This window comes from Amycolatopsis sp. M39 (assembly GCF_001651785.1).
Lineage (GTDB): Bacteria > Actinomycetota > Actinomycetes > Mycobacteriales > Pseudonocardiaceae > Amycolatopsis > Amycolatopsis rubida.
In genome coordinates this window covers 53,531-72,660 of record NZ_LWSF01000005.1, presented here as the reverse complement: position 1 = coordinate 72,660, position 19,130 = coordinate 53,531, and the positions used below count along the sequence as shown (strand labels likewise).

Annotated in this window: 22 protein-coding genes and 1 pseudogene; 14 read left to right on the top strand and 9 right to left on the bottom strand. The window is 70.5% G+C overall.

The features are described 5' to 3' along the window. Positions 1-9: 9 nt before the first annotated feature. Genes folP through A4R44_RS14910 form a run of 3 tightly spaced genes read left to right on the top strand, consistent with a single transcriptional unit; the run spans position 10 to position 2,761 of the window. On the top strand, positions 10-879 hold the full coding sequence (gene folP / locus A4R44_RS14920) for a dihydropteroate synthase (protein WP_067580373.1): 870 nt from the start codon (positions 10-12) through the stop codon (positions 877-879). After that, positions 879-1,691 (top strand): pyrimidine reductase family protein, encoded by an 813-nt coding sequence (locus tag A4R44_RS14915; RefSeq protein ID WP_095213351.1) that lies wholly within the window; start codon positions 879-881, stop codon positions 1,689-1,691. The genes folP and A4R44_RS14915 overlap by 1 nt, the downstream gene beginning before the upstream one ends. Positions 1,692-1,705: 14 nt before the next feature. Next, positions 1,706-2,761, top strand: coding sequence for an amidohydrolase family protein (locus A4R44_RS14910; protein ID WP_067580372.1), 1,056 nt, complete (start codon positions 1,706-1,708; stop codon positions 2,759-2,761). Here A4R44_RS14910 and A4R44_RS14905 read toward each other — a convergent pair. Both A4R44_RS14905 and A4R44_RS14900 read right to left on the bottom strand, forming a co-directional pair. Further along, positions 2,758-3,261 carry a GNAT family N-acetyltransferase gene (locus tag A4R44_RS14905; protein ID WP_067580370.1) on the bottom strand — a complete coding sequence of 168 codons (504 nt, stop codon included), beginning with the start codon at positions 3,259-3,261 and terminating at the stop codon, positions 2,758-2,760. The two genes, A4R44_RS14910 and A4R44_RS14905, sit on opposite strands and share 4 nt — an antisense overlap. Then, positions 3,242-3,997, bottom strand: coding sequence for a hypothetical protein (locus A4R44_RS14900; RefSeq protein ID WP_067580368.1), 756 nt, complete (start codon positions 3,995-3,997; stop codon positions 3,242-3,244). Before A4R44_RS14900 ends, A4R44_RS14905 begins: the two co-directional genes overlap by 20 nt. Before the next feature lie 93 nt (positions 3,998-4,090). On the opposite strand from A4R44_RS14900, the gene A4R44_RS14895 reads away from it, so the two are divergent. From A4R44_RS14895 to A4R44_RS14890, 3 genes are all read left to right on the top strand, one after another. Beyond that, positions 4,091-4,915, top strand: a complete 825-nt coding sequence (locus A4R44_RS14895; protein WP_067580366.1) for a response regulator transcription factor — start codon at positions 4,091-4,093, stop codon at positions 4,913-4,915. Positions 4,916-4,940: 25 nt separating this feature from the next. Beyond that, positions 4,941-5,156: a VOC family protein gene (locus tag A4R44_RS52340; RefSeq protein WP_198545292.1), complete on the top strand. Its 216-nt coding sequence runs from the start codon at positions 4,941-4,943 to the stop codon at positions 5,154-5,156. Between the two features lie 106 nt (positions 5,157-5,262). Next, positions 5,263-6,789, top strand: a complete 1,527-nt coding sequence (locus tag A4R44_RS14890; RefSeq protein ID WP_067580364.1) for an AMP-binding protein — start codon at positions 5,263-5,265, stop codon at positions 6,787-6,789. Between the two features lie 174 nt (positions 6,790-6,963). On the opposite strand, the pseudogene A4R44_RS50290 reads toward A4R44_RS14890, so the two are convergent. Continuing rightward, positions 6,964-7,224 (bottom strand): annotated as a pseudogene (locus A4R44_RS50290) (SDR family NAD(P)-dependent oxidoreductase); the annotation flags it as partial. A gap of 161 nt (positions 7,225-7,385) precedes the next feature. On the opposite strand from A4R44_RS50290, the gene A4R44_RS14885 reads away from it, so the two are divergent. Beyond that, complete coding sequence (locus A4R44_RS14885) at positions 7,386-7,817, top strand: MarR family winged helix-turn-helix transcriptional regulator (RefSeq protein WP_067580362.1); 432 nt, start codon at positions 7,386-7,388, stop codon at positions 7,815-7,817. 18 nt (positions 7,818-7,835) lie between these two features. Here A4R44_RS14885 and A4R44_RS14880 read toward each other — a convergent pair whose 3' ends face one another. The 5 genes from A4R44_RS14880 to A4R44_RS14860 form a co-directional block, all read right to left on the bottom strand. After that, positions 7,836-8,381: a dihydrofolate reductase family protein gene (locus A4R44_RS14880; RefSeq protein ID WP_067580360.1), complete on the bottom strand. Its 546-nt coding sequence runs from the start codon at positions 8,379-8,381 to the stop codon at positions 7,836-7,838. A gap of 86 nt (positions 8,382-8,467) precedes the next feature. Further along, entirely contained in the window at positions 8,468-9,505 is a 1,038-nt protein-coding gene (locus A4R44_RS14875) for an LLM class flavin-dependent oxidoreductase (RefSeq protein WP_067581212.1), read from the bottom strand. Then, positions 9,505-10,017 (bottom strand): SRPBCC family protein, encoded by a 513-nt coding sequence (locus A4R44_RS14870; RefSeq protein ID WP_067580358.1) that lies wholly within the window; start codon positions 10,015-10,017, stop codon positions 9,505-9,507. The genes A4R44_RS14875 and A4R44_RS14870 overlap by 1 nt, the downstream gene beginning before the upstream one ends. Positions 10,018-10,102: 85 nt before the next feature. Next, positions 10,103-10,606, bottom strand: coding sequence for a helix-turn-helix domain-containing protein (locus A4R44_RS14865; RefSeq protein WP_067580356.1), 504 nt, complete (start codon positions 10,604-10,606; stop codon positions 10,103-10,105). Between the two features lie 40 nt (positions 10,607-10,646). Then, positions 10,647-11,036 carry a cupin domain-containing protein gene (locus A4R44_RS14860; RefSeq protein WP_067580354.1) on the bottom strand — a complete coding sequence of 130 codons (390 nt, stop codon included), beginning with the start codon at positions 11,034-11,036 and terminating at the stop codon, positions 10,647-10,649. Positions 11,037-11,087: 51 nt separating this feature from the next. On the opposite strand from A4R44_RS14860, the gene A4R44_RS14855 reads away from it, so the two are divergent. The 3 genes from A4R44_RS14855 to A4R44_RS14845 all read left to right on the top strand — a co-directional run bounded on the left by A4R44_RS14855 (position 11,088) and on the right by A4R44_RS14845 (position 14,408). Next, positions 11,088-12,053: a helix-turn-helix domain-containing protein gene (locus A4R44_RS14855; protein WP_067580352.1), complete on the top strand. Its 966-nt coding sequence runs from the start codon at positions 11,088-11,090 to the stop codon at positions 12,051-12,053. A 217-nt stretch (positions 12,054-12,270) separates the two neighbouring features. Then, complete coding sequence (locus A4R44_RS14850) at positions 12,271-13,443, top strand: lytic transglycosylase domain-containing protein (protein ID WP_067580350.1); 1,173 nt, start codon at positions 12,271-12,273, stop codon at positions 13,441-13,443. 50 nt (positions 13,444-13,493) lie between these two features. Further along, positions 13,494-14,408 (top strand): SDR family NAD(P)-dependent oxidoreductase, encoded by a 915-nt coding sequence (locus A4R44_RS14845; protein WP_067580348.1) that lies wholly within the window; start codon positions 13,494-13,496, stop codon positions 14,406-14,408. Positions 14,409-14,625: 217 nt separating this feature from the next. Here A4R44_RS14845 and A4R44_RS14840 read toward each other — a convergent pair whose 3' ends face one another. After that, positions 14,626-15,429 carry a TetR/AcrR family transcriptional regulator gene (locus tag A4R44_RS14840; protein WP_067580346.1) on the bottom strand — a complete coding sequence of 268 codons (804 nt, stop codon included), beginning with the start codon at positions 15,427-15,429 and terminating at the stop codon, positions 14,626-14,628. Between the two features lie 118 nt (positions 15,430-15,547). Between A4R44_RS14840 and A4R44_RS14835 the strand changes: the two genes are divergently transcribed. The 4 genes from A4R44_RS14835 (at position 15,548) to A4R44_RS14820 (ending at position 19,030) form a co-directional block, all read left to right on the top strand. Then, positions 15,548-15,964 carry a DUF1992 domain-containing protein gene (locus A4R44_RS14835; protein WP_067581210.1) on the top strand — a complete coding sequence of 139 codons (417 nt, stop codon included), beginning with the start codon at positions 15,548-15,550 and terminating at the stop codon, positions 15,962-15,964. 325 nt (positions 15,965-16,289) lie between these two features. Next, positions 16,290-17,420 carry a metallophosphoesterase gene (locus A4R44_RS14830; RefSeq protein ID WP_067580344.1) on the top strand — a complete coding sequence of 377 codons (1,131 nt, stop codon included), beginning with the start codon at positions 16,290-16,292 and terminating at the stop codon, positions 17,418-17,420. Between the two features lie 117 nt (positions 17,421-17,537). Beyond that, positions 17,538-18,338, top strand: a complete 801-nt coding sequence (locus A4R44_RS14825; protein WP_067580342.1) for an alpha/beta fold hydrolase — start codon at positions 17,538-17,540, stop codon at positions 18,336-18,338. Between the two features lie 35 nt (positions 18,339-18,373). Then, the gene (locus A4R44_RS14820; RefSeq protein WP_067580340.1) at positions 18,374-19,030 is read left to right on the top strand and encodes an HAD family phosphatase; all 657 of its coding nucleotides are present in this window, start codon (positions 18,374-18,376) and stop codon (positions 19,028-19,030) included. Positions 19,031-19,130 lie beyond the last annotated feature (100 nt).

Genomic DNA, 19,130 nt, shown 5'->3' with positions numbered 1-19,130 from the left:
GGAGACCGCATGCACACGCCCGACCTCGTGTTCCGAGGCCGCCGCCTCACCAGTGACCGCGCCCTGGTGATGGCCATCATCAACCGCACTCCCGACTCCTTCTACGACAACGGTGCGACCTTCGAAGAAGCACCCGCGCAGGCTGCTATCCGCCGCGCGCACGCCGAAGGCGCCGACCTGATCGACATCGGCGGCGTGCCCGCGGGCAAGGGCCCCGAGGTCAGCGCGGCCGAGGAGATCCGCCGGGTCGTGCCGACCGTCGAATGGGCCCGCGAGCACTTCCCCGACCTGGTCATCAGCGTGGACACCTACCGCGCCGAGGTCGCCGACGCCGTCTGCCGCGCGGGCGCGGACCTGGTCAACGACAACTGGGCCGCGATCGAGCCGGAAATCCTCGACGTCGCCGCCGAGCACGGTGCGGGCTACATCTGCTCGCACACCAACGGTCTGGTGCCGCGCACCGAAGCGCTCCGGCCGGTGTACGACGACGTGGTGGCCGCGGTGGTCGAAGGCACCACCGCGCTGGCCGAACGCGCGCTCGCCGCGGGCGTGCCGCGCGAGGGCATCATGATCGACCCCTGCATCGACTTCGGGAAGAACTCCTACCAATCGCTCGAACTGCTGCGGCACGTCGACGCGCTGGTCGCGACCGGCTGGCCGGTGCTGATGGCGCTGTCGAACAAGGACGTGATCGGCGAAACGCTCGACCTCCCGGTCGGCGAACGGGTCATCGGCACGCTCGCCGCCACCGCGGTGTCCGCGCTGCACGGCGCGGCGATGTTCCGCGCGCACCAGGTCCGCGAGACGCGGCAGGTCGCGGAAATGGTGGCGAGCATCATCGGCACCCGGCCGCCGGCGAACGTTGTACGGTCGGTCTGATGCGCGAGATCTTTCCCGGCAACCAGGACCGCACCGAGGCTGACGTCGAGCGGCTGTACGTCTATCCGGACGTGCCGAAATGGCTCGCGGTGAACTTCGTGTCGAGCGCCGACGGCGGGATCACCATCGACGGCCGCTCGGGCGGGCTGTCGACGCCCGCGGACCGGATCGTCTACCGGCTGGGCAACGACCTCGCCGACGTCGTGCTGGTCGGCGCGGGCACCGCACAGGCCGAGGGGTTCGAGGGCCTGCGCCCGGACGAGAAGACCGCGGAACGGCGGCGCAGGCACGGGCTGGCCCCGATCGCGCCGATCGCCGTGGTCAGCACCGGCCGTTCGCTGCCGCCGGACGCCCCGGTGCTCACCAGGGCACTGGTGCCGACGATCGTCATCACGAGCGCGGCGACCGATCCGGACCTGCGCGCGGCCTGGGCGTCGGCTGGGGCGGACGTCCTGGTCGCTGGGACAGGCGACCCAACCCTGCACGAGGCCACCGGCGACCCGGCCCTGCGAGCGGACCCGGACGACCAGCGCCCGCGCCCCCGGCACGGTGACGTCGATCTGCGGACCGCGGTGGACGAACTGGCCCGCCGAGGACTCCGCCGCATCGACTGCGAGGGCGGACCGCACCTGTTCGCGTCGCTGCTGGCCGCGGGCGCCGTGGACGAACTGCGCCTGACCGTCGCGCCGATGCTGATCGCCGGGGACGCACCGCGCGTCGCGATGGGCGCGGCCATCGACCCACAGCAGCTCGAACTTCTTTCTGCCCTGGTGGACGACAACTCAGTACTCTTGCGGTATCGCGTGCACTGACCCGGGGAGGGACTGTGGCCAAAACCGCTCTGCGCAACGCGCGCGTCTTCGACGGCCTAGGGCTCACCGAACCGCGCACCGTGGTGATCGACGGGCCGGTGCTGGGCACGGATCCCGCTGGGGCACGGGAAATCGACGTCGCCGGGGCGACGCTGCTGCCCGGGTTCATCGACGCGCACGTCCACCTGGAGCGGCCGGAGCAGCTGGCCGATCTCGCGGCGTGGGGCGTCACGACCGGGCTGGACATGGCGTGCTGGCCAGCCGATCGCGTGGCTGCCTTGCGCGCGGCGGGCCCGGCGGATTTCCGCAGCGCCGGTCCTCCCGCGATCGGCCCCGGCGGCATGCACGTCCGGATCCCGGGGATGCCCGATTCCTCGATCGTGACGACCGCGGAAGCCGCTGCCGAGTTCGTCGAAGCACGGGTGGCCGAAGGCGTCGACTACGTCAAAGGCGTCGCCGAAGCTCCTGGTGACGGCGGACCGCCCGCGGAAGCTCTGCAGGCGCTGGTCGATGCGGCGCGGCGGCGGGGGTTGGCCACAGTTGTGCACGCGGCGACCCCGGGCGCTTACCACCTGGCCGTGGCGACCGGCGCGCGATTCGTGACACATGTGCCCCTGGCCGGCCGGATCGCCGCCGGGGACGTCGCAGCGATGAAAGCCGCCGGGCAGACGGCGATCCCGACGCTCACCATGATGGAAGCGGCACTCCCCCGTTTCGCTGGCACCACGGGGGATTTCGTCGCCAACGCGGCCGCCTTGCACGCTGCCCGAATCGAGATCCTCGCTGGTACCGACGCCAACGGGAATCCCGGAGCCCCGGCCGAGATCGCGCACGGGCCGAGCCTGCACCACGAGTTCGAACTGCTGGCCGAAGCGGGGTTGAGCACGCTGGAGATCCTGCGGGCCGCCACCGTGGCCACGGCACAAGCGTTCGGGCTGACCGATCGCGGCGAAATCCGGCCCGGGTTGCGAGCCGACCTGGTCCTCGTCGAAGGCGACCCGCTGGCGGACCTGTCGGCGACGCGATCGATTCGCGCGGTGTGGTGCGCCGGGAAGGAAATCGACCGCTAGCCGAGGTCCAGGAAGTACCTCTCGAACACTTCGCCGCCCTCGGTGACCCGGCCGCTCAGCTCGAATCCGGCCCGCCGCGCCACCGCAGCGGAGTTCGCGTTCTCCGGCTCCGCCTTGATCACCGCCCGTCTCGCCCCCTCGCCAGCCGCGTACCGGAGGGCCAGCAGCACCGCCCGCGTCGCGAACCCGCGACCTCGCCACTCCGGATACAAGCCATACGCCGCATTCACCTCGCCCGGCGCGAGATACTCGCCGGAGAACCGCAGGTCGGCCGTCCCGGCAAGCACACCGTGCACCCGGATGCCGAACGCCCGCAACGACCCGCCGGTAGCCCACTCCTGCTGGCAGTGCCGGAAGTACTCCCGGGTCCCGGCCAGCGTCCCCGGCCCGCCGTTGAGCCAGCGGATCAGCTCCGGGTCCTCGCCCGCGAAATGCGCCTCGGCGTCGTCGGGACGCAGCGGCGACAACGCGAGTTCGCCGTCAAGACCGCTGAACGGCATCGTCGGCTTCCTCGAAGGTCTTCTGCGCCTTGGCCAGTTCGCCGGCCGCCCGGGCGGCGCGTTGCTCCGCCTCGGCGAGCCGTTCCCGCAATTCGGTCACCCGGTCGTCGGCCTGTTCCGCGGTCCGCTCCGCGCGCTGCAGATTCCGCTCGGCTTCCGCTCGCGCCCGCACCGCCTGCCGCCGTTCCAAGGCGCGGACGCGGGCTTCCTCCTCGGCCTTCCGGTCCTTTTCGGACTGCCGGGTCTTCTTGGCGGGCGCGGGATTCGTCGGCAGCGACAGCCAGCGGTCGGCGTCCTGGCGGGCCTTCGACGTCAGCCGTCCGGCCAGGGCCAGCCGGGCCACGTCGGCGTCCGCGACGATCGCCTCCAGCGTTTCCTCCACCTCGCGTTCGACGGAATCGCTCAGACCGGTCGCGTCCCGCACGATCCGCTGCACCAGCTCCGCGCGCTGGTGCGCCAGCTCGCGCAGCCGGGAGCCGTCGAGCTGCTCGTGCGCGTCGCGCAGCTTGTCGCCAAGCGACGCCAGCTCGGACAGCGGAGCGGAACCGTCGCGCGCCAGGCGGTTGACGTACGCCGCCGCCGCGGTCGGCTTGCGCAGCGCGCGGATCCGGCGCGCCAGCTCGACGTCGCCCGCTTCCTTCGCCGCGCGGGCGGCCGCGGTGCGCTCCGCGACGAAGTCGGCCGGTTCACCCGCGTAGAGCCGGTCGGCGACGGTATCGAAATCCGAGGTTGCCACGTGTGCCACCGAACCACACGAGTAGTCCGAACGCGACGCAACGCGTAACGTGGACGTCCACCCAGCAAGGTCGAGTGAAGCGGGACGGTGCCCATGACGCCTCCGGGCCGGCTCGCGCTGACGGCCAGCCCCTTGGTCGCCGGTGCGCTCAAAGCACTGCAAATCGCCACCGAACTGCCGGTCGCGATGGGCGGGCCGGTGTCGGCGGCTTCCCGTTCGCATGTCATCGACCAGCTGCGCGGCACCACGACCCGGTCGTTGCAGCACGTGCAGGTGGACACCGGAGCCGGGCTCGGCGGCAAGGCGGTGGCACTGGCCCGGCCGTCGACGGTGGTCGACTACCTCAGCGCACAGGGCATCACGCACAAATACGACCACGCGGTGGAACCCGAACGGCTGCGCGCGATGGTGGCGCTGCCGGTGCGTGTCGGCGAGACCACGCGCGCGGTGCTGTACGCGGCCTCCCGGGACTCGATCACGTTCGGCGATCGGTTGCTGCACGCGGCGACCGCGGTGGCGACGCGGCTGGGACGCGACATCGAGGTCGAAGAGGAAGTGCAGCGCCGGCTGGCCACGCCGACGGCCGTTCCCGCTGCCGAACGCGGCGACCTGCATGCCGAACTCACCGCGATCGCCGGGTCGATCACCGACGAAACCGCCCGGCAGCGGCTGCTGGCGGTCTGCGAACGGCTGCGTCCGGAGCTGGACCTGCCGGGCGTCGCGCTGACCCCGCGCGAGGTCGACGTACTGCGGCTGGTCAGCGAGGGCTGCACGAACGACGAGATCTCCGACCGGCTCGGCCTGCTGCCCAACACGGTCAAGTCGTATCTGAAGCACGCGATGCGGAAGCTGGCTGTGTCCAACCGGGTGCAGGCGGTGAACCGGGCACGCGCCGCCGGGCTGCTGCGGGCCCCGTGAGACGACTGAGCGGCGTCACGATCGATTGCGCCGCTGGCCGGCTTCTGCAACGCGCTTCTCGCCCGACGTTCCAGCGCGTCCCCGAACCGAAGCGCGGCAAGGTGGACAGCAAGCGCGAGCGCGGATCGAACAGCTGGGCGGGCAGTGGACCGGCGTGCGCCACGACTACCCCGGAGAGGACGTCGCGCTGGTGCTGACCGACCCCGAGGGGCACGAATTCTGCATCGTCGGCTACCTCTGAAGTCCCGTTGGCCGGACACCCTCCATGTGGGGTGGCCGGATTCAGTGCGGCGAGCGAAAATCACCCGCGCGGGCAGTGCGGCCCGCTGACGCGAAGGGATCGGCACGTGTTCTACAGCCTGAGTGTCCGCGATTTCCTCGACCGCGCCGAAACGGTGTATCCGGACCGGGTCGCGGTGGTGGACGAACCGGCGCAGCCCGCGCCGTCCTGGGGCTCGGTGACCTACCGCGAGCTCGCCCGCCGCGCCCGCGCGCAGGCGGCGAACCTCGACGCGCTCGGCGTTCCCGCTGGCGGCCGGGTCGCCGTCGTCTCGCACAACTCCGCGCGGCTGCTGACGTCGTTCTTCGGCGTCTCCGGCTGGGGCCGCGTCCTGGTGCCGGTGAACTTCCGCCTCGCGCCCGCCGAGGTGCGCTACATCGTCGAGCATTCCGGTGCCGAGGTCCTGATGATCGACCCCGAGCTGAAACCGTTGCTGGACAGCGTAACCGCGAAACACGTGTTCGTCCTCGGCGAGGACGACGACAAGATCTGGGGCGGCGACGACGAACCGCGGCCGTGGTCCGCCGACGAATCCGCGACCGCGACGATCAACTACACCTCGGGCACCACCGCGCGACCGAAGGGCGTCCAGCTCACGCACCGCAATTTGTGGCTCAACGCAACGACTTTCGGCCTGCACACCACGCTCAGCGACAACGACGTCCTGCTGCACACGCTGCCGATGTTCCACGCGAACGGCTGGGGCATGCCGTACGCGGTCACCGGTGTCGGCGGGCGGCACATCGTGCTGCGCAAGGTGGACGGAACCGAAATCCTGCGCCGCGTGCAGGAACACGGCGTGACGATCATGTGCGCCGCCCCCGCCGTCGTCACCGCGGCCCTGGACGGCGCCGCCGCCTGGGACGGCGAAATCCCCGGCCGCGACCGAGTCCGCATCGTCGTGGCCGGCGCGCCGCCACCGACCCGCACCATCGAACGCGTGCGCGCCGAACTCGGCTGGGAGTTCATCCAGATCTACGGCCTGACCGAGACGTCGCCGCTGGTCACCGTCAACCGCTTCCGCAGCGAATGGGCCGGCCTTGACTCGCACGAGCAGGCGAAGCTCCTCGGCCGGGCAGGCGCGCCGGCACTGGGCGTCCGCGTCGCGATCGACGCCGACGGCGAGGTCCTCACCCAAAGCAACCACAACCTCGACGGCTACTGGGAAAACCCGGACGAGACTGCCCGAGTGCAAGAAGGCAACTGGTTCCACACCGGCGACGGCGGCACCTTCACCGACGGCTACCTGACCATCGCCGACCGCAAGAAGGACGTCATCATCACCGGCGGCGAGAACGTGTCGTCGATCGAGGTGGAGGACGCGCTGAACTCGCACCCGGCCGTCCGGGAGGTCGCGGTGATCGGCATCCCGGACGAAAAATGGGGCGAACTGGTCACGGCGCTGGTGGTGCCGGACGGGGCCGAGGTGACCGCGGCCGAACTGATCACGCACTGCCGCCAGCACCTGGCCGGATACAAATGCCCCAAGCGGGTGGAATTCCTCGCGGAGCTGCCGCGGACGGCTACCGGGAAGATCCAGAAGTTCAAGCTGCGCCAGCCGTTCTGGGACGGGCACGGGCGGCAGGTGAACTGAACCGCGCGGCGATGCGCGTTCACCAGGCGAGGCGCACGTCGTCCTCGCAGACCTCCCCGGTCGGCCCGTCCGGCCCGAGCGTGGCGAGGCGAATGACGACGGCGGCCCCTTCGTCAGGACTGCGGGTGCCGCTCCGTTGATCTTCGCCGCCGTACCGGCGAACTCGCGCGCGTAGTGGACGGGGACGGCGTTCAAGGCGGTCTTGGAACTCGAATAGACCATCGACAGTTGGCCGACGTAGGCGCCTTCCTCGCCGAGCGAGCCTCGTTTGCTGGTCACGTTGACCACGCGGGGCGCGTCCGACTCGTGCAGCAGCGGCAGGAACGCACGCATCATGCGCACGACCGCGTACACGTTCACCTCGTAAACCCGGCGCATGTTGTCAACGGTTTCCTCGGTGGGACGAGGCAGCCGGTCGAGAGCACGAAACGTCATCGTGTTCACCCCGGCGTCGTTGACCATGACGTCCAGCCGCAGCGCGCGCACGTCGCCGCCGATCGACGCGGCGTCCGGCTTCGAGGTCGCGTGCGCCGAGCAGGGCAGTAAAACCCTCAGCCGCGAGCCCGATTCCCTTGGTACCGCCGGTCACCATTGCGATGCGGGGCTGTCCGGAGATCGACGGCGTGGAAGGCCGCCGCCGAAGTGGTGCGCGCGGATCGGCGACGAGATCGCCGACGCGGCCGGATTGTCCGACCCCGAGTTCGGCCCTCGAAGACCTCGGCGGCGGCGCGCTGCGCCAGAGTCTGCTCGCCGAATCGATGGGCTGGCATCGGAGCCGGATGTCGCATCAGCTCACGCGGACGCAGGAACGCGGCCTGCTCGTGCGCGGGTCGGACACGACACGATCCGGCGTCCTGGTGGAAACAACCGGCGCCGGACGTGCCGCGATCAGCGCCGCCCGGCCGGTCCACGCCGCAGCGGTCAGGCGGCATCTCCTCGCCAAGATTCCGGCAAAGGACCGCCCGCGCCTGCTTTCCGCGCTGGAGACGCTCGCGGAACCGGCCGAACCGGAAGTCCGAAAGGGATGACGGCGCGGCCCGCGAGACCTAGTCGTCGGACGGCCGGTAAACCAGCCGCAGCACCCCGTTGCGGAAAGCCGTCGTGTCTTCCAGCCGGAAGTCCAGCCGCGGCCCCTCCGCGGGGAACAACCGCCGCCCCTTGCCGACCACCACCGGGTACTGGAGCAGGGTCAGCTCGTCCACCAGCCCGTGCGACAGGAGCCAGCGCACGAGTGTCGTGCTTCCGCTGGTCATGATGTCGCCGCCCGCGCCGGACTTGAGGTCCGCGATCGCCTCGCCGAGGTCGCCGCGCAGGAGGGTCGTGTTGTTCCAGTCCGCCGCGGTCAGGGTGGTGGACGCGACGTACTTCGGCACGCTGTTCATGAACTCCGCGCCCGGGTCGTCCGTGCGGCCGGGCCACGCCTCGGCGAAGCCCTCGTAGGTCACGCGGCCGAGCAACATCGCGTCGGCGTCCGCCATGCCGTCGCCCACCGCGTGTTCGAGCTCGTCGTTCCAGTACGAGAGCGACCACTGGTCCGGCGCCTCGACCACGCCGTCGAGCGAGACGAACAGGGTGGACACGATCTTGCGCATCGAGCGGCTCCTTGGGGTCCGGGATCGCCGACACTATGGCGCAGCCGGACCCGCCGACGCAGCCGATTGGCTCAATGCTTGGTCTGTCAGGGCACTTCCGTTACCAACTCGAGTGCCCGGCCCAGCGTCGCCAGCCGGTTTTCCAGGGTGTCGCCGGCCGGATACAGCCGGACCGTGTCGACACCGGCGGCGCGCCACACCTTCAGCCGCGCGCGGACCATGTCCTCGGTGCCGATCAGGGTCGTCGCGAGCACCATCTCGTCGGTCACCAGCTCGGCCGCGCCGTCGCGATCGCCGGACTGCCAGCGTTCCCGCACCTCCGCGGCGACATCCGCCCAGCCCTGCCTGCTGTAAGCGTCGTGGTAGAAGTTCGTGCTCGCCGAACCCATGCCGCCCAGCGAAAAGGCCAGTTCCTTCTTGCGCCCGGCGACCATGGTGCGCAGTTCGTCCTCATCGGACGCGAACGCGACCTCCGCGCCTTGGCACACCACGAGATCGCCTCGGCTCCGACCTGCTTTCGCGAGCCCGGCGTCGAGGTAGCGGAAGTAGGCGTCGGCACCCTCGGGGACGAAGCTCGTGCCCAGCCAGCCGTCGGCGAGTTCGCCGGTGAGCTCCAGCATTCGCGGGGACAGCGTGGCCAGGTAGATCGGGATGTCCTCGTTCGGCGTCGTCGACAGCCGCATCGGGCGGGACTCTCCCGGCAGCGGGATCTGAAAAGCCCTGCCCGTGAAGGAGATCTTCTCCCCGGCGAAGGCACTGCGGATGATCTGCACCGTCTCGCGCATCCGGGTCAGCGGCCGCGCGAACGGCACCCCGTGCAATCCCTCGATCACCTGCGGACCCGACGGCCCGAGCCCCAGCGCGAACCGCCCGCCGGACATCTCGGCCAGGGTGAGCGCGGCCTGCGCGAGCGCGACCGGCGTGCGCACGCCGAGCTGCATGATCCCGGAGCCGAGCCGGATCCGGTCCGTGCGCGCGGCGAGGTAGCCGAGCACCGACGGCCCGTCCGAACCCCAGGCCTCGGCCACCCAGCATTCGCCGAGACCCAGTTTTTCCGCCTCCAGCACGAAATCCCGGGTTTCCGGCCAGCCGGACGACGCCTCGACGGTGGTGGCCGTGCGCATCATCCGGCGGCTTCCACGCGGTCCTTGATCGCGCCGAGCGTGGCGGTCATCGAGGCCTCGAACTCGCTCAGCCGGACGTGCACGATCTTCTGCTCCTTCTCCGGCATCCGCGCGATCACCTCGGTCACCCCGGAGGGCCCCGGCCCCATCTGCGCCCACTGCGTGAGCCGCGTGCCGCCGTTCTCCGGGGCGAGGGTGAACCGCCAGACCGCGGTCGGATTGGCCGGATCGCTGACCGCCCAGGCGAAGACGCGCGGCGGCTCGCATTCGACGATGTAGGAGGTGGTTTCCCAGTCGCCGCGCATCTTGTGGTGGTTGCGCCCGACGAAGGACCGTCCGAGCGCCGGCGCCGAACCCTCGTCGCGCCACTGGACCGACTGCAGTTCGCCGCTCAGCTCCGGCATCAGCGCGACGTCCGAGGCGAACCGCCACACCTGCTCGGGCGAGCCGTCGATCCACGCGTCCACCTGCACAGTCGGGGCGTCCGCGTACCGCGCGCCGGTCCACTCCATGCCGAGTCCTCCTCCATTGACGTCTCGACCAGCATAGTTGCGCAACTAGACTGACCCTGTCAATCGCACCGGAGGCCGGCAGCCGCTACTCCTGCGGCGCGAACCTCGCCTGGACGTCCGGCCGCTGCGAGAGGCGCTCCGGGAAACCGGGCCCGCGCCGCATCCGGGTGTCGTCAGCGGACAACGGCTCGCCGCAATCCGCGCAGACGACGGTCGCGGTCGTGTCGTGCCCGCAGGCGTCGTGGTGCAGCACGATCGGCGTGCCCGCTTCGGTGGCCAGCCACCGGTCGCCCCAGGCCGTCATCGCGGCCAGCACGCTCCAGAAATCGCGCCCCTTCTCGGTGAGCACGTAGTCGTAGCGCACCGGTTCGGCCTGGTAGGCCCGCTTTTCCAGCAAGCCCTCGTCGACCAGCCTGCGCAGCCGGTCGGCGAGGGTGTTGCGTGCGATGCCGAGCGCCTGCTGGAACTCGTCGAAGCGGCGGACGCCGTAGAAGGCGTCCCGCAGCACCAGCGGCGTCCACCAGTCCCCGAGCAGGTCCATGGTCCGGGCGATCGAGCACGGCCACTGCGCGAAGGAAGTGCGTTTCATGACGGCGAGGATACGCCGTCCCACAGTGCAACCCAGCAGGTCAGACGCGATGCCCAACGGTCACGTCAACCGTGCCGGGCACTTCTTCGTGCTCGTCGCCGACCGAAAGCGTCCCGGACGGCTCGACGAGCAGCACCACCGCGCCCCCCTTCGACGACGGCTTGTGGAACGTGCCGCGCGGGACCACGAACGCCTGTTCGCGGGTCAAAATCACGGTGCGTTCGCCGCCCGCTTCGCGCAGGCCGATCTCGATGCTGCCGTCGAGAACGAGAAAGAACTCGTCGGTGTCGTCGTGCTTGTGCCACACATGCTCGCCGGCGAACCGGGCGAGGCGGATGTCGTAGTCGTTGACGTTGGCGACGATCCGAGGACTCCACGGGGCGTCGAATCCGGCGAGCACGGCCCGCAGATCGAGGGGCTGGGTTGGCATAGTTCGATCCTGGGCCTGGCCTCGCGCGACCGGGAGTGCTAGGAATCGCAAATGTCGAAAGGATCCTCGCACCGCGTCGTGATGGTCGTCGGCGACGGCTCGAACCCGTTCGAGATGGGCGTCGCGACGGAACTGTTCGGCCTGCGCCGGCCGGAACTGCGCCGGCCGTGGTACGACTTCGCGCTCGCGGCTCCCGGCGGGCAAGCCCGGATGCACCTCGGCTTCTTCACCCTCGCCGACGTCGCGGGCCTCGATGCGGTCGAGAGCGCGGACACGGTGATCGTCCCGAACCGGCCGGATCCAGACACCCCCGCCGACCCGGAAATCCTCGCCGCGATCCAGCGGGCGAACGCCCGCGGCGCACGGTTGATGAGCTTCTGCACCGGCGCGTTCACCCTGGCCGAGGCCGGGGTACTGGACGATCGCCGGGCCACCACACACTGGAAATGGGCCGAAGCGTTCACCGCGCGCTACCCGCGAGTCCGGCTGGAGCCGGACGTCCTCTTCGTCGACGACGGGACCATTCTTACCGCCGCCGGAAGCGCGGCCGCACTCGACTTGTCGCTGTACGTGATCCAACGCGACCACGGCGCGGAAATCGCCAACACGGTGAGCCGCCGCCTCGTTTTCACCGGACATCGCGAAGGCGGCCAGCAACAGTTCGTGGAACGTCCGATGCCGGAGATTCCGGACGCCTCGCTCGCCCCGGTGCTGGAATGGGCTCGCCGGCATCTCGACCAGCGGCTCGCGGTCACCGACCTCGCCGCCCGCGCGTCGACCAGCGCCGCCACGCTGCATCGCCGGTTCCGCGCCGAACTCGGCACGACGCCGCTCTCCTGGCTCACCGCCGAACGCGTGACGCTGGCCCGCCGGCTCCTCGAACGCGGCGAGCACGGCCTGGATCCCATCGCCGCCCGCACCGGGCTCGGCACCGGCGCGAATCTCCGGCTGCAACTGCGCAGGCACACCGGCCTGTCGCCGTCGGAATACCGCAAACGATTCGGCCCGGCGGCCTGATCCACCCAGGGTCCACAGTGGACCCGCCGAACGGATTGCTCCATTCGGCCTATTCAGTGAAATTCCGGTTAAGCCCCGGTGACCGGAACCCGCCAAAGGTTTTATGCCAGACGAACGAAAGTTGGCCGGAACGGACAGAATTCCGTCGACCCCTCACCGGATCGCGGACAGATCCGCTAGCTTGGCCGCACACGGCAGAACGAACGGGGAGACGCGCATGGCCAGACGCCGCCCGCAGGGTCGGAACGCCCGGAGCCGGGCTTTCGCCGCCCTCGCCGGCGGCGCGCTCGTGGTGCTGCCGACGGTGACCTCGTCCGGCATCCCGGTGGCGTTGCGCGCCGCTGAACCGCCGCCGGCCGCCCAGGCCGCGCCGAGCGTCCCCGGGATGCCGCCGGGCGTCACGCTCCCGCCGATCGGCGTCGACGGCAGCCTCCCGCAGCCGCCGGTCCCGCAGGCACTCGGCGTCCCTGGCTACCCGAACGGCCCCGGCTCGGCGACCACCGCAGGCCCGCTGGGCATCCCGGACAGCATGCTGCGCGCCTACCGCAACGCGGCCGACATCATGGCCCGCGAACAGCCCGGCTGCCACGTCGACTGGGCGCTGATCGCGGCCATCGGACGGGTCGAGTCGAACCACGCCCGCGGCGGTTACGTCGACGCGCGCGGCAACACCCTCGAACGCATCCTCGGCCCGGTACTCGACGGTTCCGGCGGGTTCGCCGCGATCCGCGACACCGACCACGGCCGCTACGACGGCGACCCGGTGTGGGACCGTGCGGTCGGCGCGACCCAGTTCATCCCGTCGACCTGGGCGTCCTACGCCTCCGACGGCAACGGCGACGGCGTCTCCGACCCGAACAACATCTACGACGAGACCCTCGCCACGGCGCGCTACCTGTGCTCGGGAGGCCTGGATCTCTCCAGCGACGCCAACCAGCGCCTCGCGGTGCGCCGGTACAACAATTCGCAGTCCTACGTGGACACCGTAATGGCGTACGCGTACGGCTACCGCAACGGCGTCTCGAAGCTGCCGGACAGCCAGGTCCCGATCGGAGCCCCGCCCGGCCCCGGAGCGGTCGAAGCCGCCGCGGGCAGCCCGGCAGGCGACGTCGCCCCGCCCGCCCCGCCACCGGTGACCCCGGCCCCGCCGAGCCAGCAGCCCGGCACCCCGACGCAGCTTCCCGGCAGCAGCACCGCGCCGAGCAGCAGCTCCTCCCCGGCGAAGCCGACCAGCACGACGCCGACCACGCCCTCGACCCCCACCAGCACCACGCCCACCAGCACCACGCCGACGACGAGCACGACGCCGTCCAGCTCCGCCCCGGCGAACCCGACGACGTCCAGCACCACGACTTCCAGCACGACCACCGAGGCCGCGCCGACGCACTGACCGCGGCGTTCGTATAGTCCGGGCCGAAACCGGACTACGGGGGAGCGATCGTGGCGTGGAATCCTCGGAACCTGCCTGACCTGACTGGCCGGGTCTACGCGGTGACCGGCGGCAACGCCGGGATCGGCTACTTCATCACCGAGCAGCTGGCCGCCGCCGGAGCCCGCGTCGCCCTGCTGGGCCGTGACCCTTCACGACTGCGCGCGGCAGTCGAGATGGTGCGCACCCGGGTCGGTTCGGCTTCGCTGAGCACAATCCCGCTGGACCTCGCGGACCTCGACTCCGTCCCGGCCGCTGTCGAAGCGCTGGGCAGGCTGGACCGCTTGGACGCGTTGATCGAGAACGCTGGCAGCACCGCCCCCGGACCGGTGCGCCGGACCACGAAACAGGGCCTGGAACTGGCGGTCGGCACCAACCATTTCGGCCACTTCGCCCTCACCGCGCTGGCGATGCCGGTGCTGACCGCGTCGTCCGCGCGCGTAGTGCTGGCGGGCAGCCTGATCACCCGGATGTATCCGTACGACATCGATGACCTGCAGAGTTCGCGCAAGTATTCGGACTTCCGCGCGTATGCGCTGTCGAAGCATGCGGTGCAGTCGTTCGCGATGGAACTCGACCGACGCCTCCGTGCGGCCGGTTCGCCGGTGCGGGCGATCCTCGCGCATCCGGGGTTCAGCCTGGAGCGGACCAGCCCCGCGCGGCCGGGAATCACCCAGCCAGTGCCGGTGATGCGGCTGCTCGCGCCCTATACGCACGGGAAGGACCACGGTGCCTGGCCAGCGGTTCGGGCCGCCGCCGACCCCGCCGTAACCGGCGGCGCTTACTACGGTCCGGCGTTCGGCGGGGTGGGCCGGCCCCGGTTGGGCAGGGTGCTGGGCACGTCTCGGGATCCAGAGCGGGGCCGTCGGTTGTGGGAGCTTTCCGAGGAAGCGACCGGGGTTCGGTTCTCGCTCGGGGATTCCTGACCCGCCCGCAGCGGACCACGTCCTGAGCCGCACCTCGTTGTCCTCCGCGCCGGACCACCGCCAGCGATGGAGGTCCGCACACTCGTCAAACTCGCCGCAGTGCACCGGAAACGGCCGCGAGACCCGGAGCCCGGCGCTGACCGGCCCCGGGCAGCCGGTCAGCACCGGCCGAGCGACCGCCGACGCCATTCCCGGCACCCATCGCAGGCGGATGAGCCTATTCGCCAGCCCGGTCGATCCGGGCGGCGATCCCGTCGAGAAGCCGGTCCAAACCGAACTCCGACGCGTCCGACGCCTGCTCCGCCGACGGCTTGTCGAAACCACCGGAAAGCCAGGTCCGGTTCATCGCCGGATGGGACTCGACGTCGAAATACGTGCGCCAGAACGAAGAACGCTGTCCCCACCACGCGTCATTGGACTGCCCCGTGGTCCGTTCCAAGTGGACACTCTCCGCCTCGGCCGCCGCGTTCGCGTCCACATAGCCCGCGACCGAATTGGCCGCCGCCACGATTTCGCGCGCGGGCAGGCCCAGACTCTCCATAATGGACAGCAGGTATTCCTGACCGGCCAGCTGCCCTGGACCGAGCGCGGGCCGGACCCTGGACCGCTCCCGCAGCCACGGATGCCGACGGTAGATCTCGCGCGTGCGGTCCGCGTAAACGCGCACCCGCGCACGCCAGTCCTCCGGCCGCGACTCGCCGGGTCCGGGGAGATTTCGTTCGAGGAGAACGGTGTCGACCATGAGATCGATCAGCTCGGTTTTGCCGGGAACGTAGGTATAGAGCGTCATCGTGCCCGCCCCGAGTTCCTTCGCGACGCGGTGCATGGACGTCGCGACGAGTCCCTCGGCGTCGGCGACCGCGATGGCCGCCACGATGATCCGTTCGATGGTGAGCGTCGGCCGCCTGCCGCGGGCCGAGGGTTCCGGGGCTCCCGCGCAGTCGCGCCACAGCAGCGCGAGCGTGCGCGCGACCTCCTCGCGCGCGGCCCCGGGACCGTCGCCCTCGTGCTCGACGATCATCGCGTCCCCTCCCGGCCTCGTACGGTCAGCGTGGGATCTTACCTGCCGTTTCAGGACCTTCGTCCCCTCCGCGACGGCGCCTTGGCCGCTACGCTGGGCAGCGAGGGAGGTGGTTCCGGTGACGGAACGCAAACCGCCGGGCGTGTCGTACGGTTCCTGGGTCGACCGGCAAATCGCCGCCGCCGAAGCTCGCGGCGACTTCGAAGACCTTCCCGGAGCGGGAAAACCGCTGCCGCCCCCGACCGGCCACGACGCCGCGACCGACTGGGCGATCCGGCGCGCCCGCGAAGGCGACCTCGACGTAGCCGCGTTCCTGCCGCCGGCACTCGCCTTGCCGCGCGAAATCCAAGACCTGCCGCGGAAACTGGCGAAAGTCCACGCCGAGGGCAAGGTGCGGGAAATCGTCGAGGATCTGAACGCCCGCATCCGCAGGGCGCACGCGATGCCGCAGGACGGTCCCGTGCTGCGAGCCCGGCCGCTGGACGTGGAGGAAACGGTGGCCAGCTGGCGCGCGGGCCGGGAAGACGCGAGCTGACCCCGCTTCGCCCGGCCGCCGTTTCTCCGAAGGCGGCCCCAGGACGCGCAAGCCAAACCCGCCTCGCCCGGCCACCGCCGCACGCGGGAGTTCCCTACCCGCGAGCGGCTGACCAGCGCGTGAAACAGCGGACGTTCCGGTCTGCGCGACGTGATTCCAGGTCGCGCGCCGGAGACGCCCGCTTGGTCACCGCCCCGCTGCCATTGATTCGGACCAGCAGCCGCGTTTCTCTACAGCCCGAGGTCACCCCGCGCGCCCGTCTCGGCGAACCCCGCCCACAAGGTGCGGCTACGCTGGGTAGTACGCGGGCGAAGGGAAGAGAACCGTGGTTGGAGTTCGTCGGGCTGCCTTCGTGGTCGCCGCGGTGCTCTTGTTGTTCGGCGAGCCGTGGTCGGTGCTCGTGCTGCTGCCGGATTGGCCGGTCGCGGCCACCGTCTCCGGCACGGTCGTTTTCGCCGTCGCCGCGCTGAGTTTTCCGGTGCTCATGGTGCTCGGGCACGGTCCGAAGCAGAACGACGCCGCCGCGCGGATCGGGGACGTCACGCTCGGCACGGTGTGGGTGCTGTTCACCTGGAGCGTCCTCACGCACGTGCTGCGGCTGATCCTGCTGGTGTCCGGAGTGGACGATCCCGCGCGGCCACGGATCGTAGCCGCGGTCACGCTCGCCGTCGCGGCGGTGCTGCTCGTCAGCGGGAACCGGATCGCCATGCGGGTGCCGCCGGTGAAGGCGGTCGACGTCGTGCTGCCGAAGCTCGGTCCCGGGCTCGACGGGTTGCGCGTCGCGGTCGTCACCGACACCCATTACGGCCCGCTCGACCGCACCCGCTGGTCCGAACGCCTGGTCGCGGAACTGAACCGGCTGCGGCCCGACGTCGTCTGCCACGCCGGGGACCTCGCCGACGGATCGGTCGCCAAGCGGCGCAAGCAGGTCGACCCGCTCGGCGGCGTGCAAGCCCCGCTCGGCCGGTTCTACATCACCGGCAACCACGAGTACTTCGGCGAGGCCCAAGCCTGGCTGGACCACATGGCGAGCCTCGGCTGGGACACCCTGCACAACCGCTCGACCCTCATCGAACGCGACGGAGCCCGTCTGCTCTTCGCCGGCATCGACGACCCCACCGGAGCCGCCTCCGGCCTGCCCGGCCATGGTCCCGACCTGGCCGCCGCCCTCGACGGCTCCGATCCCGACGTCCCCGTCGTCCTGCTCGCCCACCAGCCGAAACAGGTCGCCCAGGCCCGCGAGGAAAACGTCGACCTGCAGATCTCCGGCCACACCCACGGCGGCCAGATCTGGCCGTTCCACCTCCTCGTCCGCCTCGACCAGCCCACCCTGTCCGGCCTCACCCGGCACGGCCCGACCCAGCTGTACAACAGCCGCGGCTCCGGCTTCTGGGGCCCGCCGTTCCGGGTCTTCGCGCCGAACGAGATCGCCCTGCTGACCCTGCGCAGCGCCTGACCCCCCGCCCCTCCGCCCTCGCGGCACCCCAGATCCCACCGGCTAATTTTTTTGTCTTGACAACTCAAACAATCGGATGCGAGGGTTCTCCCCACGGCACCACCGAGGAGGAACCCCATGCCCACCGTCACGTCCGCCGACGGCACCCAGATCGCCTACTCCCGCACCGGCTCCGGCCCCGCACTCGTCCTCGTCGACGGCGCGCTCTGCTATCGCACCTCGACCCCCAACGACGATCTCGCCAAAGCCCTGTCGGACCGCTTCACCGTCTACACGTTCGACCGCCGAGGCAGAGGCGAAAGCGGCGACACCGGCCCGTACGAAGTGGAACGTGAGATCGAAGACATCGCCGCGCTGGCCAAGGAAGCAGGCGGAGAGATCAGCGTGTACGGCATCTCGTCCGGCGCCGCCCTGGTCCTGGAAGCGGTCCATCGCGGCGTGCCAGTCAAGAAGCTCGCGGTGTACGAACCGCCGTTCGTCGTCGACAGCACCCGCAAGCGCGTCCCGGCCGGCTACCAGGCGAAGCTCGAAGCAGCCATCGCCGCCGGAAAACCGGGCGGCGCGATCAAGACGTTCATGGTCGAAGGCGTCGGGCTGCCCGCCCTGATGGTCCTGATGATGCGCTTGATGCCCGCGTGGCCGCGGATGAAGCGAGTAGCCCACACCCTGGCCTACGACGCCCAGGTGATGGACGACAACCAGGCCGGCCGCCCACTCCCCGACGGACGCTGGTCCGGAATCACCGCCCCCGCCCTGATCCTCGACGGCGGCAAGAGCCCCGCCTGGATGCGCAACGGCGTCGCCGCAGCGGCGGCCCAACTGCCCCACGCCGCCTACCGCACCCTGCCCGGTCAGACCCACCTGGTGAAAACCGCCGCGCTGGCCCCGGTGCTGGCGGAGTTTTTCGCCACGACCTGACCCGCCGCCAGCCCTGGTGAGGCAAGCTGCGAGACGTGGCCACGCGAGCATTGATCTTCGACTTCGACGGCACTCTCGCCGACACCGAGGCAGCAGTACTGCGATCCTGGCAGGAAATGTTCACCGGACACGGGCTCGAACTGCCCCTGGACGTCTGGCACACAGTCATCGGCACCCAGAACACCGCGGCGACGATGGTCAAACTCCTGGCCGAACAAGCAGAAGACGTCGACCCGGAAACCCTGCACCCGGCAATGTGCGCACGAGTACACGAACTCCTAGCCGAAGACGGCCCACGCGAAGGCGTACTCGACTACCTGGACGAGGCCGCCACCAGAGGACTGCCCCTGGGCGTCGCCTCAAGCTCCTCCGGCACCTGGGTACACGGCCAATTGGCGCGGCTAGGCCTAGCCGCCCGCTTCACCGCAGTAGAAACCGGCGACCGCCACAAACCAAAACCCGACCCGGACACCTACCTGGCAGCCCTGCGCACCCTAGGGGTAACCGCAGAAGAAGCGCTCGCCTTCGAAGACTCGCCCCACGGCGTCAGCGCGGCGAAAGCAGCCGGAATCACCACCATCGCAGTACCAAACCCCATCACGGCAACGCTGGACTTCGCCAAAGCAGACCTGGTCCTCCCCTCCTTCACCACCACCCCCCTCAGCACCCTGCTGCAGCAGTTCGGTACGTGAGGGGAACCCTCACAGACTCAGATTCCCTCACGACCAACAACCGAACCGCAGCCGCTGCACCCCACCATCGAGGCACCCAGCCCCTCCCCCGCACCCCGAT